Origin of the sequence: Microbacterium trichothecenolyticum, from assembly GCF_041938625.1 — a bacterium.
GTDB lineage: Bacteria > Actinomycetota > Actinomycetes > Actinomycetales > Microbacteriaceae > Microbacterium > Microbacterium trichothecenolyticum_D.
This window is the reverse complement of record NZ_CP169427.1, coordinates 913,478-930,048: the sequence shown is the minus strand read 5'-3', so window position 1 is coordinate 930,048 and position 16,571 is coordinate 913,478. Positions and strand designations below refer to the sequence as shown.

The window sequence follows — 16,571 nt, the reverse complement described above, 5'->3', positions numbered from 1 at the left end:
GGCGGTAGTGTACGGGGGACTGGGAGGCGCCCATGGAGCTGCGGGATTACCTGCGCATCGTGCGAGCGCATTGGCTCGCCATCGTGATCCTCACCCTCCTGGGCGTGGCCGTGGCGTGGGGATGGACCGCCCTGCAGCCCAAGGTCTACACCGCGAATGCGAGCGGGATCGTCACGGCGACCAATGCCGGATCCGACACCGGCGCGTCGCTCGTCGGCGACCAGCTCGCCCGCAGCAAGGTGACGTCGTACGTCGAGCTCGGGTCGTGGCGCGCCGTCGCCGAATGCGCGATCGACGAGCTCGGTCTCTCGACGACGCCCGAATCCCTGGTCACCCGCGTCGACGTCTCGAACCCGCTCGACACCGTCATCGTGCGGGTGACCGCGAGCGCATCGAGTCCCGAAGAGGCGCGTGACCTCGCCGAGTCGTGGCTCGGGTGCATGGTGCAGCAGATCAACACCGTGGAGGGCACCGACGAGTCCGGCACTGCCGCCGTCACGCTCGTCACCGGCGACTCGGCCCGCCTGCCCACCGCGCCGTCGTCGCCGAACGTGCGCCTCGCGCTCGCCCTCGGCGCGCTCGTCGGACTCGCCCTCGGCATCGGCTACGCGGTCGTGCGCCACGTGCTCGACCGGCGCCTGCGCGACCCGCGCGACATCGAGCGCGAGACCGGCGTGCCCGTCGTCGGAACCCTGCCCGTCGACAAGGGCCTCAGCGTCGAGCGCGGCCTCGCCGACTTCGAGAGCCAGCACTCCTCGTCCGCCCCGCTCGCCGAGGCGATGCGGGAGCTGCGCACCAACCTGCAGTTCATGGACGTCGACAACCCGCCCCGCGCGATCGTCGTCACGAGCCCGCTCCCCGGCGACGGCAAGTCCACGATGGCCGCCAACCTCGCCGTGAGCCTCGCCGCCGCAGGCCGCCACGTCGTGCTCCTCGACGCGGACCTGCGCCGCCCCATGGTCTCGACGGTGTTCGGCCTGCCCGACGGCGCCGGCGTCACCGACGTGCTCGCCGGACGCGCTGAGCTCAACGAGGTCGTGCACAACGTCGGCACGAGCCGCAACCTCGCGGTCATCACCGCCGGGCGCATCCCGCCGAACCCCAGCGAGGTGCTCGGCTCGAACCGCATGCAGGCGCTCGTGCAGAGCCTCACCGAGCACGCCCTCGTCATCATCGATTCCCCGCCCCTTCTTCCGGTGACGGATGCTGCGGTCCTCACGACCGCCGCCGACGGAGCGCTCATCGTGGTCGGTGCCGGCAAGACGACCTACGACATGCTGCACAAGGCGCTCGCGAACCTCGGAAAGGCCAACGCCCGCGTGCTCGGAGTAGTGCTGAACCGCGTGCCGCGCAAGAACGGCGGGTACTACGGCTACCAGTACCAGGGCGACTATGCCGCAGCCGACACCCGCTGACTTCGGAAAGCGGATGCTCAGACCGGCCCCGTAGGGTGGAGCGGTGACCGACTCCCCCCTGCCCCGCTCCGTGCGCCGCGGGGGCCTCGTCTTCGCGATCGTCCTCGGCGGCCTGCTGGTGGCCGCCGTGGTCGCGACCGTGTGGATCGGGGCGCGCGGCGCCCTCGCCTACGGCCACCTCCGCGACGCCCAGCAGACGGCCGCCGCCGTGCGGGAGAACCTCTCCGACGCGGCCGCCGCGAGCGACGCGATCGCCGCCCTCGCCGCCGACACCGGCGCTGCCCACTCCCTGACCTCCGACCCGGTGTGGTCGTTGGCCGAGGGTCTCCCGTGGGTCGGACCGCAGCTGGCCGCGGTCGCAACCGTCGCCGAGTCGCTCGACGGCGTCACCAGCACCGGGCTTCGGCCGCTGTCGGAGGTCGCCGCCTCGTTCCAGGTCGACGCACTCCGCCCCCAGGACGGACGCCTCGACCTCGCACCGCTGCAGCAGATCAGCGGCGCCGCGCAGACCGCGAGTGACGGGGTCGGTGCGGCCGCAGCATCCGTCTCCTCCATCGATCGTGCCCCGCTCGTCGCGCCCGTCCGCGACGCGGTGGACGAGGTCGACGGCCTGCTCACCGAGGCGGGGGTCGCCACCGACGCGCTCGCCCGCGCCACGCAGCTGCTGCCGTCGATGCTCGGCGCCGACGCGCCGCGCGACTACCTCGTGCTGTTCCAGAACAACGCCGAGTGGCGGTCGCTGGGCGGGATCCCCGGCGCGATGGCGCTCATCCACACCGAGGGCGGCGCGCTCAGCCTCGCCGCGCAGGAATCCTCGAGCGACTACCCGCGGTACGACGAGTCCGTGCTGCCGCTCGGCGACGAGGTGACCGCGATCTACGGCGACCGGCCCGGCCGGTGGATCCAGAACGTCACGCAGGTGCCCGACTTCGCCGTCAGCGGTGCGCTCGCCCGCGAGATGTGGGCGCGGCAGCACGGCGGCCAGCAGGTCGACGGGGTGATCTCGCTCGACCCGGTCGCGCTGTCGTACCTGCTCGAGGCGACCGGGCCGATCACCCTCCCCACCGGAGACGTGCTCGCGCCCGACAACGCCGTGCAGCTCCTGCTCAACGACGTCTATTCGCGGTACACGCGCCCCGCCGACCAGGACGACTTCTTCGCCATGGCGGCGGCCGCCGTGTTCGAGCGGCTCTCGAGCGGCGACGCCGACCCGGCCGCGCTCGTCGGCGCCCTCACCCGCGCCGGCGACGAGGACCGCCTGCTGCTGTGGAGCACGCACGAGAACGAGCAGACCCTGCTCGCCGACACCACCCTCGGAGGCGGGCTGCCGGTCTCGGACGACGAAGCCTCGCGCTTCGGCGTCTACGTCAACGACGGCACCGGCTCGAAGATGGACTTCTACCAGAACACGACGACGGCGCTCGAGTGGTCGAGCTGCGCCCTCGACGCCGCCGGGACCGCGACGGGCGACGCCGTGCTGACGGTCACCGTGGGCAACACGGCGCCCGCGGACGCGGCATCCCTTCCCGCGTACATCACCGGCGACAGCGCCTTCGGCGTGCCCGCGGGCATCACCCGCACGATCGGCTACCTGTACCTGCCGGAGGGGTTCGAATTGGTCGACGCGACCATGTCGGACGGCACCGGATTCGGCGGCGGCACGCACAACGGACGCCGGGTCGTGAGCTTCGCGATCGACCTGCCGCCGGGCGGGTCGGCGACCGCAACGGTCACCGCACGGGCGAGCGAACCCGTCGCCGCGACACTGGAAGCGGTCACCACCCCGACATTGACTCCCCCGGCCGACGGCGCCGCGGTCTGCAGCGGTTAGACTGCTCGCGATGCCCCACATCGCGAATATCCCCACGTCCAGGCTTTTCCCCCGAATCGCACTCGCTTCGGCGCTCGCCCTCGGAGCGCTCCTCGCGGTGCCTGCGGCGGCGAACGCCTCCACGATCTACCCGCCCTCGGGGTCCTGCACCACGACACCCGCGACGGCTCAGGCCGGCGGCACCATCGCCTTCGAATGCGCTGCGGAGACCTTCTCGCCCGACGAGGAGATCACGATCACCGTCACCGGCGAGAACGGCGCCGCCGCGCGCATCGGCATGGTGAGGTTCGCGATCACCACCGCGAGCAGCACGGTGTCGTCCGCCGCGGACGGCTCGCTCGCCGCGGTCGACATCTCGCTCCCCTCGAACGCGACGGGCACCTACAACATCGCCGCGGTGTCGTCGACGTCGGCCGGCGGCACGGCCGCCGTCACCATCACCGGCGCCGACGGACTGCCCGCGACGGGCCTCGACCAGGGCCAGACCATCGGTCTCTGGATCGGCGGCGGGGCGCTGCTGCTCGCCGGCGCCGCGCTGGCGGTCGTCGCCGCGGTGCGCCGCTCCCGCGACACGCGCTGACCCGGACCGCGACTCCCGCTGACCCGCGACTCCGGTCGGCGCCGCCGTCGGCGCCGGCCGCTATCGTGATCGCCATGGCATCCGCTGCGTCGACGTCGCTCGAGCGCACCTACCGCTACCTGCGGATCGGGCTCGCCGGCACCGTCGTCGCGATCTTCGTCGCGATCCTCCAGGCCGCGGCGACGTACGGGTGGCTGACGTCGATCAGCGACTATTACTACACCCCCGCCCGCGACGTCTTCGTCGGGGCCCTGATCGCGGTCTCCCTCGCACTCTTCGCCCTGTCGGGACGCGGCACCGAGCGGGCGCTCCTCGACGCCGCCGCACTGTTCGCCCCGCTCATCGCACTGGTGCCGACCACGGTGGTCGCCGGCACCGTGCCCGGGGTCGGCGTGACGTGCAGCGGACGCTGCTTCCCGCCCGAGTACGAGGCGGATGTCGCGAACGGCGTCGTCGTCTACCTCGTGCTCGGCGTGCTGCTGCTGGTGGTCGCGCTGCTGCTCGGCGCGCTCGGCCAGGTCTCGCTCGCGGCAGTCTGGCCGTCGCTGCTGATCGCGGGCGTCGTCATCGCGACGACCGGGCTCACATGGGCGTTCGCACGAGACGCGTTCCTGCAGAACGCCCACTTCATCGCCACGACGGCGTTCTTCGCGCTGTTCGCGGCGGTCGCGGTGCTGGGCGCCTTCCCCCGGCAGGGTCCGCCTCCGGCGCCGGTGTTCCGCGTGCTGTACACCGCGATCGCGGTGGGGCTGGTGCTCGTGCTCGTGGCGTACGTCGTGCTGCTGCCACAGGTGAGCGGAAGCGGCATCCCCATCGTGCTCATCGTCGAAGCGATCGCGCTCGCGCTGTTCTTCGCGTTCTGGGTGGTGCAGGGAATCGAGAAGTGGAGCGACCCCGACCCGTCGATCATCGCGGGATGAGGTCCTGCGGCGGGCGCGGCGCGTTTCGACTCGCAAGCTCGCTCAACGAGCGGAGTACCAAGGTCTGCGGCGGGCGCGGCGCGTTTCGACTCGCAAGCTCGCTCAACGAGCGGAGTACCAAGGTCTGCGGCGGGCGCGGCGCGTTTCGACTCGCAAGCTCGCTCAACGAGCGGGCTTACGGATGTCTGCCTGGGAAGGACGGAACGCCCCCGAGGGTTCGGGAGGGTCCGGGGACGTTCCGCCTGGCTTGTGACTCGCTCCCTCAGCGCTCGGAGGGCGCGGGGAAGAGGCCGCTGCAGCTCGGATCGATCGTGACGGGCGTCGCGGTCGCCGTCGGGGTGTGGCGCAGACGCAGCGGACCCAGCTCGCCGGCGGGCAGCACGGCGGTGAACGAGACCGTCTCGGTCTCCCCCTTGCCGATGAACACGGTCTTGCTCACCGCCGTGTTGCCCTTCTCCACGCCGCTGCGCTCCCACTGCGCGACGTCCCCCCGTGCCGGTGCGGTCTGGGTGATCTGCGCGCCGGGCGGCGCGAAGAACAGCACGTCGAGGATCATCGTGTTCCGCGGCACTCCCAGCCGCGCGTTGCGGTACCCGAGCGTGTAGTAGCTCGAGATGTTGTCGGTGATCCCGTTGTGCATCGTCATCGTGGTGGTGATGGTGCGCGCGGCGGCATCGCAGGTCGCGGTGACGGCGGTCGCGAGGTGGTAGTCGAGCTTGCTGACCGCGGAGTCGTTCAGGTAGATCCCCACCTGCGTCTGCGTCGTCGTGTCCCCGGCGAGCGCGCCGTCGAGGCCGAACTCCACGGCGAGCGCCTGCGCCGCCGGGTCGGTGAACGCGAGGTTCACGCGCTGTTCCTTCGCCGACTGCTCCAGCGCCGCGAGCATCTGCAACGGATCCCACGACGACGTCGTGAGGTGCGTGAACACCTGCCGCGCAGCATCCGCGAAGAACGCGTCGGAGTCGGCACCGTGGGGATAGCGCTCGTACGCGTCGCTCAGCAGCACCTTGACCGCGTTGTCGGCGGTGAGCAGCTCACCGGTGCCGAGCGTCACCGGCCCGGTCACCGCGAGCATGTGCGAGAGCACCACCGGGTCGATCGAGATGACACCGTCGAACGTCGCGCCCGTCGTATGCGTCCACAGCGCCTGGAACAGCTGCGCCGTCGTCGGGAAGTCGGGGGTGAACGTGAAGTCCTGCGAGTGCCGGGTCAGCGTGGGCAGGTAGAGCCCCCTGGTCTCGCCCGGCAGCGCCACGTACTCGTTGCCCTGCGTGCCCGCGTCGTAGAACGTCTGCGAGCTGCCCTGGTCGACGTAGCCCAGCTTGCCATCGGTGAGCGTCACGATCATGCTCGCGGCGGGATTGCCGCCGGTGGCACGGATCTCGGCGTTGTTCTGGAACATCAGCAGGTACGTCTTGGTGCCCGCGGAGCCGGCCATGTCGAGCAGCGTCGGCAGGTACTTCTCGGCCACGCCGAGAGCCGGCGTCGCGACCTCGATGAACCCGAGGATGTCGGAGATCGACTCGCTCACCTCGGGCAGCAGCGTCGACGTGTCGATCGGCGCGACGATCGCCTGCGCGTCGGTGAAGGCCGCGGCGATCTCGGGGATCGAGCTCTGCACCTGCCGGAAGGGCTCCAGGTCGATCCCGCCGCCCGCCACGGCGAGCTGGTCGAAGTCGGTGGCGGCCATGAACTGCAGCCCGGCCGGCAGCGCGCGGTCGACGAGCACGTCGACGGCATGCGTCACGCGCCGCACCGCGTCGACGTTCTGCCCGACGAACGGCACGTTCGTCGCGATGTCCCACAGCGGCCCGTCGACCGTGCGGACGGCGAGCGTGACATTCGCCTGGATCTCGTCGGTCACGGCGCGCAGCTGCGCCGTGTCGGCAGCATCGAAATCGGCGCGCAGCGATTCGATCCCGGCCGCCGCCCGCTCGACGGCGGCGCGGGCGCGCTGCGCCTCCCCCCAGAACTGCATCGCGAAGGCGCCGGCGACGACGCCGCCCACCAGCAGCACGGTGAGCAACGCGACCACGATCCACGGCCACGCGCGCCGGTGGCGCGTCGGAACAGGCGTCGCCTCAACATCGAGAACGACCCCAGTTTGCGCACCCTCGGGTTCGGAGCGCGTGACGATCCCCCTCGTCACGCGCCCAATGGTACTCCTCGCACCCCCTGGTGTCAGGGGCCAGACGAGCGGGGCGAGCTCAGGCGGCGCCGAACTTTCCGGCGGGCGCGGTGGCCGCTTCGGGGTCGGGGATCTCGACCACGCGACCCACGCCCGGAGCCGGGTGGGCGGTCACCAGGATCGGCAGGTGATCACTGAGGCCCTGCGGGAGCGTGCGCACGCGGTCGATCTCGAACCCGACCGACGTCGCGAAGTCGTAGTGGCCGCGGAAGAATCGGTAACGGGTGTACGTGCGCGAGTCCGACAGGTTCAGCTCGTACCCCTGCTCGCGGATGTGCTGGCCCAGCCGCTCCTTGAAGACGGGGTAGTTGTAGTCCCCGACCATGAGCGCCGGCAGCCCCTCGCCCAGCTGCTGCAGCTCGCCGAGCGCCGTGCGGATCTGGTGCCGTCGCAGCGAGTTCAGTGCCGTCAGAGGCGCGGCGTGGAACGACGCCACGATGAGGTCGGTGTTCTCGTCGATGTCGTGCAGCCGGACGCCGAGCAGCCGCTCCTCGGCGGGCTTGAGCACGCGGTCGTGCAGCGACTTCTTGAGCGCGAGCGCCCGCACCTCGACCGCACGGTACGTGTTCTCGCGGTAGTACACGGCGAGCCCGAGACGGTTGCGCTGCGTGGAATCCGCGAGCCGCAGGCCCGAGATCTCTTCGCGGATGTCGGACGTGTCGGCTTCCTGGAGGCACAGCACATCCGCGCCATGCCGCTCCACCAGGTGGGCGAGCTCCCCCGCCGCCCGGTGCTTGCGCAGGTTGTACGAGATGACCTTCATGACGACGACAGCCTATGCCGTGGACGTTTCGAGCGGATGGCCTTGACAGGAAGTCCCTATGTACGAAAACCGGATGCCGCGCCTCTGGAGTGGTGTGCCGGCTCACGGCATCCGAGCGTGAACCCGCACCCCGATCCTGGAGGACCCCATGACCGCTGCATCCCCGAAGACCGTCCGCGCCGAGCTCGCCGAGGCCCTCGACGCGAGCCGCACCGCCCGCGAAGAGGCGGAGCGGGAGCTCCACCGCAGCGTCGCCCTGCGCTCCCGCGCCGCCGAGGCGCTCGAGCGGACCGCGCGCCGGCCCGGACTCGACGAGTCCGAGCGCGAGTGCCTCCGCACCGAGTACGCCGCCGCCGACCGCGTCGTCGCCGAGCGCCGCGCGGCCGTCGACAAGGCGCAGGAATTCGAGCGCGCAGCATCCGTCGTCGCCGGCGCCTTCGAGACCGAGGCCGCCTCGGCGAGCCCGCTCGCGGCCGCTCTGCTGCAGCTCGTCGGGTCGAAGCGCGGCAGCACCGCCCGGCGCGGCTCCCTCGCGACCGGACGCACCGCTCCGGCCGCCCGCGTGCGCAGCCCGCGCCCCCGCACGGCCTGACGCGACACGCCGGGGCGCCCGCGCCCCGGCGCCGGTCTCGTAGGCTCGCCTTCGTGCCCACCTCGCGACGGACCATCACGATCCTCGCGATCACGGGCGTCGTGGCCGTGGTCGCGGTCGTGGCGGCCATCGCGCTCCTGCGTGGGCAGGCCCCCGAGCCGCCCGGCCGAGGGACGAAGATCGTCGCCTCCGAGCTCTCGAAGGCGACGGATGCCGCGTCCCGCGCCGCCGACGGCAGCTCCGAGCAGGCCGCGGCGAGGTATCTGAGCGCGCAGCCCACGGCGGTGTGGCTCACGCCGGAGGGCGACCCCGCCGACGTCGTCGGCGAGCGCATCGCGAACCTCGCGGCGGAGGCACGGGACCAGTCCGCACGCATCGCGGTCGTCGTCTACGGTCTGCCCGAGCGCGACTGCGGCGGCCACTCGGCGGGTGGCCTCGACGGCGACGCGTACGTCGAGTGGACGCGCGCGATCGGGGACGCGCTGCGTGAGGCCGCCGACACGGCGCCCGTGGTGATCCTCGAGCCCGACAGCCTCGCCCTCGCGCCCGAGTGCGGCAACGTCGATGAGCGGGTCGACCAGCTGAGCGCCGCGGTCCAGGCGATCGCCGCCGAGAGAACGTGGATCTACGTCGACGGCGGGCACTCGAACTGGCTCGCCCCGGATGAGATGGCCGCCCTCATCGAGCAGGTCGACAGCGCGTCCCGCGGTGACGGGGGCCCGGGCATCCGCGGATTCGCCACCAACGTGTCGAACTACGAGGCGACCGAAGACGAGGTTGCGTACGCCCACGACGTCGCCGGGCTCCTCGACGGTCTGCACGCGATCATCGACACCGGACGCAATGGTGCCGGCTCGAACGGCGAGTGGTGCAACCCGCCCGGCCGACTCGTCGGCGAGGCCGGCGGCACGATCGGCGACGACGTCGTCGACACGAACCTCTGGATCAAGCCGCCCGGCGAGAGCGACGGCGACTGCAACGGCGGACCCGCCGCCGGACGGTGGTGGCCGGAGGCCGCCGTCGAGCTCACGCGGGACGTCGTCACGGGTTGATCTGATCTCCGACCAGGCATAACCGGTTGTGTGTAGCATCGTGAGTACTTTGCGCATGCGTCGGGGGCCGCGGCTGGGGTCGGTAATCGGCGCATATCCGGTTCCACCGTCCTAGAGAGCACGCACGCATGAGCACCCCTTCCGACGAGCTGAAGACAGCCGTCATCATCGAGGACGACACCGAGATCCGTCACGTCCTGGCCGAGGTCCTCGAGTCGTCGGGGTTCTCGACCGTCTCGGTCGGCAACGGCATCGACGGTGTGCGGGCGGTGCTCACCTACAAGCCGGTGCTCACGACCATCGACGTCAACATGCCCGGCATCGACGGCATCGAGGCGGCCCGGCGCATCCGCGCTCAGTCCGACACGTTCATCATCATGCTGACCGGCCTCACCGACGAGGCCGACGTCATCGCCGGGCTCGGCGCGGGCGCCGACGACTACCTCGTCAAGCCGTTCCGCCCGCGCGAGCTGCGTGCCCGCGTCGAGGCGCTCATGCGGCGCCGCACCACCGACGCGGAGCGCTCGATCGCCGCGCCGGCTGCACCCTCGCAGGGCAGCGTCGGTCCGTCGTTCCCCGGTGTGCGGCCGACGACCACCGCCGTGCCGACCGCGCCCACGATCGAGGACCCCGACCTCACGACACCTGCCACGGTGATCGTGCCCGCGGGCGCAGTAGCCATCCCCCTGGACGGCGACACCGACGGCGAATGGCTGACGCACCGCGACCTGCGACTGCACCCCGAGAACCGCATCGTGCTGATCGCCGGCGACGAGCTCGAGCTCACGCGCACCGAGTTCGACCTGCTCGCGACACTGCTCGAGTCGAAGCGGCGCGTGCGCAGCAAGGCCGACCTCACGCTCGTGCTGCGCGGCGAGTCGTACGTCACGAGCTACTTCGTGGGCGACGCCGACAAGCGCGCCGTCGAGGCCCACATGACGAACCTGCGACGCAAGCTCGGCGAGAGCGCCGCGAACCCCCGGTACATCGAGACCGTGCGCGGCGTAGGCTACCGGCTCACCTCGGACGCGTGAACCGGCCTGTCTGAACCGTCACGCGCGGCGGAGGCATCCCCTCTGCCCCAGACAGAGCGGATGCCTCCACAGTGTGCGGTGAGGGTGCCCGTCCCTCCCCAGGCGGGCCCCTCACCTCCTCCCCCTGCGCCGTGCTCCCCAGCCGCGGCGCTTCCCCAGTTCTGACCCGTTTCGGGTTCGGGTCAGACCTTGTATCCGTGATGACGACGGATGAGCTTGAAGAACATGGTCAGCGTCTGCAGCACCGTGACGACGCCGACGATCGGCCAGCCGATCCAGAGGACCGTGGACTGCACCATCACGGGCAGCATCATCCAGATCGCGACCATCGCGGCGATGACGGCGACCGCGAGGATGAGCGGCGTCCAGTGACCGAAACCGCCGCCGCGCTCGGCCTTGGCCTGCATGGCCCAGTTGTCGACCTTCTTGCGCGAGAGGAACCGCGTCCATGACCGCACGAAGTGGCTGCAGCGGATCCACATGTAGACCTCGGCCGGCACCAGCGTCAGGCCGAACACGACATCACGCCAGTTGCGGTTGTTCATGGTCATGGCCATGCGGGTGTTGAGCGCGATCGCGACCGCCGGCGGGATCAGCCACCAGGGGGAGAAGACGAACGCACCGATCGACAGAGATGCCGCGAGCAGGGTGATGAACGCCACGCGCACGAACATGTTCATGAGCATGTCGAAGTGCTCGAGCCAGCGGACGCGCAGGTTCGGGTGGAACGGCTGCCCCTTGGTGTCGCCGCGCTGGCCCGGCCACATGAGCTCGATCGCACCGTAGGTCCACTTGACCTGCTGTGCGTCGAGCGCCCGGAGGGTCGTCATGCCGCCGACATCGGCGCGGGCGAACGGGCTGATCTTGGTGAGGTAGCCGGCGCTCTTGATCTGCAGCGACAGCAACGAGTCCTCGACCTCGGAGTCCTTGACCCACGGCGTCGACTGGTGGTTCTCCTTCATGACGTCGCGCAGGGCGTGCGTCGAGAAGATGGAGAACTGGCCGCCGAGCACGGCCATGTTGCGGCCGCGGAGCAGGTTGTGCAGGTTGAAGGCCGCGAACTGGGAGCGCTGACCGGTCGTGAGGAACTTCGCGAGAGCGCCCTTGATCGGCTTGTCGTCGATCGAGTAGATCGCCGAGATGCCGCCGATGCGGGTGTCGCTCGTCGCCTCGGCCTCGAGGTATTCGACCGCCTTCGGGTCGGCGACGGTGTCTCCGTCGACGCCGAGCAGGTAGTCGTAACCCTCGACCAGCGTGTAGCCGTAGTTGAGCGCGCCGACCTTCTTGTCGGGGTTCTTGCCGATGTCGTGGACGAAGACCTCGGTGAACTGCTCGCCGAGCTCGGTCACGACCTCGTGGGGGCCGGCGTACTGCGACGCCAGCATGACGGTGGCGTCAGACGTGTTGTTGACCACGACGTGGATGACGTCCGGCACGCGGGTCTGGCCGAGCAGCGACTCGATCACCTGCGCGATCGATTCCTCCTCGTTGTACGCGGGGATGACGCAGCCGATGGTCGAGCGGTGCACCGAGGTGTCGTCGAGGACGGCCTCGAAGTCGTCGGCGAATCCGTGGACGGCATGAACGGTCGTCATGTCCTCGAGCGAAGCGGTCGCGCCACCGTGCTGCGTCCGCTTGCTGCGGGTGAGGGGGACGATGTCGGTCACGATCCTCGCCTTTCGGATTCTCGGCCGGTGTCTCCGGCACATGAAGAGCTTCTCCCACCGACCGCAAGGCCCCTCCGAGAGACCGCGAACGGAACCGCAAGGTTTGCGCAAGGCATTCGCAAGAGAGCGCTTGCCCCTTTCGGCTCGGCGCCGAAATGCCCGATGGCAGGGCCAATAGAATCGGCCTATGGCTACCGGGGCTGCACAAGGCACGTTGGCCGTGGGCGCGCCCGACGGTCGCACCCGGTCGATCTGGCTCACGCAGCTGGTCCTCGCCGCGAGCGTGCTGATCACCACGATCCTCGTGATGGCCCTGCAGCCGGCGCTCTTCGCACGGTGGAACTTCCTCGTGGGCATGTTCGGGGTCGTCGTCCTCACGATCGTCACCCTGGCGCTACCATGGTCGCGGCTTCCCTCCGCCGCGGTGCTCGGAATCCCGTTCGCGGACGCGCTCGCGATCGGCCTGATGTCCAGCGGTACGGAGCTGCGTCTCGGCTACCTGTGGGGCTTCCCGGTGATGTGGGTCGCGATGCACTTCCGGGCGGCCGCCCTTGCGGCCCTGCTCGCCACGGTGGGGATCATCCTCCTGGTCGACTCGGCGCTCTCGACCGGCAGCCTGGCCCCGCTGCGCGCCTTCGTGGTCCTGCTGTCGCTGACCTTCATCGGCATCACCGCCCACCTGGCGCTGCGCCGCACCCGGTCGCTCCGACGGCTGCTGAAACGGCAGGCCGATCGCCTCACCGCCACCTACATGCGCAGGGCCGACCAGGAGCGGCGCACGAGCGAGATCCTCAACGGCGTCGACACCGGTATCGCGCGCATCTCCGACGACGGCTCCGTGCTCGCCGTCAACGACGCGTACTCGCGCCTGTACGGCCTCGACCCGCTCGACCCGACACTGCCCGCCCGCTCCGTCGAGTACACCGGGCGGCGCGGCATGCCGGTGCCGTTCTCCGAGCGGCCGTTCGCCCGCGCCGCACGCGGTGAGACCTTCACGGATGCCTCGGTGTGGCTGTTCACCGCAGACGGCGAGTGGCGCGCGCTCTCGGTGACCGCCAAGCGCCTCGCTGCGGGCGGAGGCGAAAGCTCCAGCGTCCTTCTCCTGGTCCATGACGTGACCGCCCTCACCTACGCGCAACGCGAGCGGGAGCGCTTCACCGCGATGGCTTCGCACGAGCTGAAGCACCCGCTCACCGTGATGATCGGCAACGCGGAACTCGCTCTCGAGCTCGACGACCTCACGCCGCGGACGCGCGAGCGGTTCGAGTCGATCGTCGCGGCGAGCGACCGCATGCTGACGATGGTGCAGACGCTGGGGACGACCTCGAAGCGGGGCTTCTCGTTCCGCGACGAGGTCGACGACATCGACCTGCGTCAGATCCTGCTCGAGTCGGTCGCCTCGTTCCGCCCGACCGCGCTCTCGGGCGACATCTCGATCGACGTGCGGGCCGACGAGACGCTGCCGATCACGGCGGACGGCTTCCGGCTGCGGCAGGTCGTCGACAACGTCGTGAGCAACGCCATCAAATACACCCCGCGAGACGGCCGCGTGCGCATCACGGGCGCCGTCGAGGACCACCTCGTCGTGCTGTCGGTCGCCGACACCGGCATCGGCATCGCCTCTGAGGACCTGCCCCACATCCTCACTCCGTACTTCCGCACCGCCGAGGCCAAGAAGCAGTCCGGCGGCACCGGCCTCGGGCTCGGCATCAGCAACGACATCGTGCTCGCCCACGGCGGCACGCTCTCGATCGACAGCGAGGCGGGCGTGGGCACGACCGTCACGATCCGCCTCCCGCTGGCGGGCGAGCTGGCCGGGGACTCCGCCGCTGTGCCGGAGGCCCGGCGTGACGAAGAAGGACGAGCATGACCGACCTCATCGCCGGAGCCGGCGTCGACCTCGGCATCGCGCAGGCGGTGATCACCACGCTCGCGACGATGCTCACCATCGGCATCGCGTTCCTCGTGCGCCCCGGTCTCCCGACGCTCTACTGGAGCATCGCCTTCACTCTCGCGATGCTCGCCACGTACGGCGTCGTCGCCGGGGACGTCACGGGCATCGAGACACTCAGGCGTGCGTCGCTCGGCGCGCTGATGGGCGCTCCCGCGTTCCTGTGGTCGGGTTTCCGCGCCGCGTGGGGGCTGCGTCCGCACGTCTGGGCTGGTGCGGCCATGGCCGCGGCATCGGCGTTCTCGCTCGCGATCGTCGGCGACCTCGCGTGGTTCACGGTGGCGTACCGCACGGTCTTCTTCGCGGCATCCGTGTTCGCGGGTCTGTTCGTCCTCGACTGGGCACGCGCCTCGTCACGGCGCAACGACCGCCTGCTGCTTCCGCTCGTGATCGTGTCCATCGCATTCTTCGTCACCGGCGTCGGCACGTTGCTCGCGGGACTCGTCTACCCGCCGTCGGGCGGCGACGACTTCGAGCTCGTGCGGCTGATCTCGTCGATCGGGATGCTGGTGTACGTGGCCTGCGCGCTGATCGCGGTGGTCGGCACCACGGCACGCGACAGCGGGCTCGGCCGCGCCGCGACCGTCTCCACGGCGTGGCAGCAGTTCGAGCGCACCGCCGGCGACCGCCTGGCGCGGGCGCAGAAGACCTCGGAGCCATGGTCGGTCGTCTACCTCGGCCTCGACGATGCCGCCGACATCCGCCAGACCGCGGGGGCGGCCGCGTTCGCGACCCTGTCGGAGCGGCTCGAGGACGAGGTGCGGGCCGCGTTCCCGGCCGAGTCCGACGTGGGATCGCCCTCGGCGGGCGCGGTCGTCGTGCTCGTGCCCCGGCCCGATGCCGTGGTGCGCGACCTGCTGCGCACCACCCTCGAGCGGGTGACACTTCTCGACGTGCACGGGGCGCTGCCGATCCGCCCGACGGCGAGCGCCGGCTGGGCACCGGTCTCGGTGCTCGGGTACGATCTCGACACCCTCGTGTACACCGGCCGCGAGGCCGCGCGCGTCGCGAGCGGCAAGGGCGGCGACCGATGGGAGCGCGTCGGCGCCACCATCGTCAACCGCCTGATCAGTGAGTCAGAGCTACAGTGAGCGTGTCGGTCGCCGTCTGCTTGGCGTACTCGCTCGAGGTCGGCGTGGTCTGCACCAGGAAGTCGTAGCTGAACTGCAGCGTCACGAAGGTCGCCTCGGCCGGTACCGGCCCGACGTTGAACGTCTGCGAGTAGCTGTACGGATCCAGCACGAGGTACCCGGGGCTCACCGTGGAGGCGTCGATCTGCGGCTCGAGCGCGTCGAGCGCACCCGTCGGCGTCGACGGGATCGCCGTCATGGTCGCGCGCTGCAGGTACACCTTCTGGCCGTCGTCCGGGGTGACGGTGGCGATCAACGAGATGCTGACGGGCTTGATCGCCTCGGGCGTCCACTGGTCCATCGACAGGGTCGACCAGTAGTCGATCGTCGCGGCGACCGCACCTGCGGTGAGCTCGCGCTGCGTCGCGCCGCCGGAGAGGTCGTTCGGCACGGGAGTCGGAATCGTGGTCGACGTCGGGGTCGGGGTGCTGCCTCCGGCGCCCTCCTCCCACGGCGCGGGCCCGCACCCGGCGAGCGCCACCATGCCCACGAGCGAGATCGTCACGACACCGGCGTACCGGTTCCACCTGCGCATAAAACCCCCGAGTCGCGCCGGAAAAACGTCCGGTCAGTCTAGCGGGTGGGGTCACTCGCGGTCGCGCCGCGCGCGGGTCTGCTCCGCACGCTGCGCGAGCAGGTCGTCGGCCGGGTAGCCCACCTCGGTGAGCGTCAGTCCGCGTGCCGCGAGCACCTTCACCTCGGGCACACGCTCCTGCGCATCGCGGATGTCGACGACGTCCTCGACATCGAGTCTGCCCTCGCCGACCGCGACGCAGGCCCCGACGAGCGCGCGCACCATGCTGTGGCAGAACGCGTCGGCCTTGACGTTCGCGATGAGCACGCCGGCCGCGTCGCGATGCCAGTCGAACTCGAGCAGCGTGCGGATCGTGGTGGCCTCTTCGCGCGGCTTGCAGTAGGCGGCGAAGTCGTGGAGTCCGATGAGGGCCCGGGCCGCAGCATCCATCGCCTCCGCATCGAGGGCCGCCCGCACCGAGGTGGTGCGATGGCGCTCGAGCGGGTCGTAGCCGGTCACGGTGTCGCCGATGCGGTACTCGTAGCGGCGCCACACGGCCGAGAAGCGGGCGTCGAAACCCTCGGGAGCGATGCGCGACCCGGTGACCGCGACGTCTGAGTAGGCGCCGACCACGCCGGTCATGCGCGCGGCGAGCGCGGCGGCGCGGTCTTCGGCGGTGGGGACACCGGCAGCCGGACGCGCGTGCCGCGCGAGCATGCGCTGCTGCTGGCTGTCGTCGAGGTCGACGTGCGCGACCTGGCCGGTGGCGTGCACGCCCGCGTCGGTGCGCCCGGCGACCACGAGGCGGGTCTCTCCGCCGACGACGCGGGCGAGGGAGGCCTCGAGCGTCTCCTGGACGGTGCGCAGCCCCGGCTGGCGCGCCCACCCACGGAAATGCGTGCCGTCGTAGGCGATGTCGAGGCGGATCCGCACG

The 16,571-nt window shown here is 70.8% G+C and carries 14 protein-coding genes; 9 read left to right on the top strand and 5 right to left on the bottom strand.

What is annotated here, in order from left to right; genetic code table 11:
* Positions 1-32: 32 nt before the first annotated feature.
* The 4 genes from ACEYYH_RS04230 (at position 33) to ACEYYH_RS04215 (ending at position 4,746) form a co-directional block, all read left to right on the top strand.
* Positions 33-1,415: a polysaccharide biosynthesis tyrosine autokinase gene (locus tag ACEYYH_RS04230; protein WP_374977020.1), complete on the top strand. Its 1,383-nt coding sequence runs from the start codon at positions 33-35 to the stop codon at positions 1,413-1,415.
* 43 nt (positions 1,416-1,458) lie between these two features.
* Positions 1,459-3,246, top strand: a complete 1,788-nt coding sequence (locus tag ACEYYH_RS04225; protein WP_374977019.1) for a DUF4012 domain-containing protein — start codon at positions 1,459-1,461, stop codon at positions 3,244-3,246.
* A gap of 10 nt (positions 3,247-3,256) precedes the next feature.
* Positions 3,257-3,826, top strand: a complete 570-nt coding sequence (locus ACEYYH_RS04220; RefSeq protein ID WP_374977018.1) for an LPXTG cell wall anchor domain-containing protein — start codon at positions 3,257-3,259, stop codon at positions 3,824-3,826.
* A gap of 74 nt (positions 3,827-3,900) precedes the next feature.
* Complete coding sequence (locus ACEYYH_RS04215) at positions 3,901-4,746, top strand: hypothetical protein (RefSeq protein ID WP_374977017.1); 846 nt, start codon at positions 3,901-3,903, stop codon at positions 4,744-4,746.
* Positions 4,747-5,008: 262 nt separating this feature from the next.
* On the opposite strand, the gene ACEYYH_RS04210 is transcribed toward ACEYYH_RS04215, so the two are convergent.
* The gene (locus ACEYYH_RS04210) at positions 5,009-6,781 is read right to left on the bottom strand and encodes a DUF4012 domain-containing protein (RefSeq protein WP_374977016.1); all 1,773 of its coding nucleotides are present in this window, start codon (positions 6,779-6,781) and stop codon (positions 5,009-5,011) included.
* Between the two features lie 172 nt (positions 6,782-6,953).
* Complete coding sequence (locus ACEYYH_RS04205; protein ID WP_374977015.1) at positions 6,954-7,697, bottom strand: endonuclease/exonuclease/phosphatase family protein; 744 nt, start codon at positions 7,695-7,697, stop codon at positions 6,954-6,956.
* 148 nt (positions 7,698-7,845) lie between these two features.
* On the opposite strand from ACEYYH_RS04205, the gene ACEYYH_RS04200 reads away from it, so the two are divergent.
* The 3 genes from ACEYYH_RS04200 (at position 7,846) to ACEYYH_RS04190 (ending at position 10,375) form a co-directional block, all read left to right on the top strand.
* Positions 7,846-8,289, top strand: a complete 444-nt coding sequence (locus ACEYYH_RS04200) for a hypothetical protein (RefSeq protein ID WP_374977014.1) — start codon at positions 7,846-7,848, stop codon at positions 8,287-8,289.
* 53 nt (positions 8,290-8,342) lie between these two features.
* On the top strand, positions 8,343-9,341 hold the full coding sequence (locus ACEYYH_RS04195; RefSeq protein WP_374977013.1) for a glycoside hydrolase family 6 protein: 999 nt from the start codon (positions 8,343-8,345) through the stop codon (positions 9,339-9,341).
* Positions 9,342-9,469: 128 nt separating this feature from the next.
* Complete coding sequence (locus ACEYYH_RS04190) at positions 9,470-10,375, top strand: response regulator transcription factor (RefSeq protein ID WP_374977012.1); 906 nt, start codon at positions 9,470-9,472, stop codon at positions 10,373-10,375.
* Positions 10,376-10,557: 182 nt separating this feature from the next.
* Here ACEYYH_RS04190 and ACEYYH_RS04185 read toward each other — a convergent pair whose 3' ends face one another.
* Positions 10,558-11,970: a glycosyltransferase gene (locus ACEYYH_RS04185; RefSeq protein WP_374978155.1), complete on the bottom strand. Its 1,413-nt coding sequence runs from the start codon at positions 11,968-11,970 to the stop codon at positions 10,558-10,560.
* A gap of 259 nt (positions 11,971-12,229) precedes the next feature.
* On the opposite strand from ACEYYH_RS04185, the gene ACEYYH_RS04180 reads away from it, so the two are divergent.
* Together ACEYYH_RS04180 and ACEYYH_RS04175 are read left to right on the top strand one after the other, a co-directional pair.
* Entirely contained in the window at positions 12,230-13,912 is a 1,683-nt protein-coding gene (locus ACEYYH_RS04180; RefSeq protein WP_374977011.1) for a sensor histidine kinase, read from the top strand.
* Positions 13,909-15,084, top strand: a complete 1,176-nt coding sequence (locus tag ACEYYH_RS04175; protein WP_374977010.1) for a hypothetical protein — start codon at positions 13,909-13,911, stop codon at positions 15,082-15,084. The genes ACEYYH_RS04180 and ACEYYH_RS04175 overlap by 4 nt, the downstream gene beginning before the upstream one ends.
* Here the strand turns inward: ACEYYH_RS04175 and ACEYYH_RS04170 are convergent.
* Complete coding sequence (locus tag ACEYYH_RS04170) at positions 15,062-15,628, bottom strand: hypothetical protein (protein WP_374977009.1); 567 nt, start codon at positions 15,626-15,628, stop codon at positions 15,062-15,064. The genes ACEYYH_RS04175 and ACEYYH_RS04170 overlap by 23 nt on opposite strands.
* Before the next feature lie 81 nt (positions 15,629-15,709).
* Positions 15,710-16,570, bottom strand: coding sequence for a tRNA pseudouridine(38-40) synthase TruA (truA, locus tag ACEYYH_RS04165; RefSeq protein WP_374977008.1), 861 nt, complete (start codon positions 16,568-16,570; stop codon positions 15,710-15,712).
* Position 16,571: the final 1 nt, after the last annotated feature.

Excerpts from the sequence above, each read along its gene's own strand:
- ACEYYH_RS04230 (WP_374977020.1), top strand. The coding sequence starts at position 33 with ATGGAGCTGCGGGATTACCTGCGCATCGTGCGAGCGCATTGGCTCGCC.
- ACEYYH_RS04180 (WP_374977011.1), top strand. The coding sequence starts at position 12,230 with ATGGCTACCGGGGCTGCACAAGGCACGTTGGCCGTGGGCGCGCCCGAC.
- ACEYYH_RS04215 (WP_374977017.1), top strand. The coding sequence starts at position 3,901 with ATGGCATCCGCTGCGTCGACGTCGCTCGAGCGCACCTACCGCTACCTG.
- ACEYYH_RS04205 (WP_374977015.1), bottom strand. The coding sequence starts at position 7,697 with ATGAAGGTCATCTCGTACAACCTGCGCAAGCACCGGGCGGCGGGGGAG.
- ACEYYH_RS04185 (WP_374978155.1), bottom strand. The coding sequence starts at position 11,970 with ATGACGACCGTTCATGCCGTCCACGGATTCGCCGACGACTTCGAGGCC.
- ACEYYH_RS04220 (WP_374977018.1), top strand. The coding sequence starts at position 3,257 with ATGCCCCACATCGCGAATATCCCCACGTCCAGGCTTTTCCCCCGAATC.
- ACEYYH_RS04175 (WP_374977010.1), top strand. The coding sequence starts at position 13,909 with ATGACCGACCTCATCGCCGGAGCCGGCGTCGACCTCGGCATCGCGCAG.
- ACEYYH_RS04190 (WP_374977012.1), top strand. The coding sequence starts at position 9,470 with ATGAGCACCCCTTCCGACGAGCTGAAGACAGCCGTCATCATCGAGGAC.
- ACEYYH_RS04200 (WP_374977014.1), top strand. The coding sequence starts at position 7,846 with ATGACCGCTGCATCCCCGAAGACCGTCCGCGCCGAGCTCGCCGAGGCC.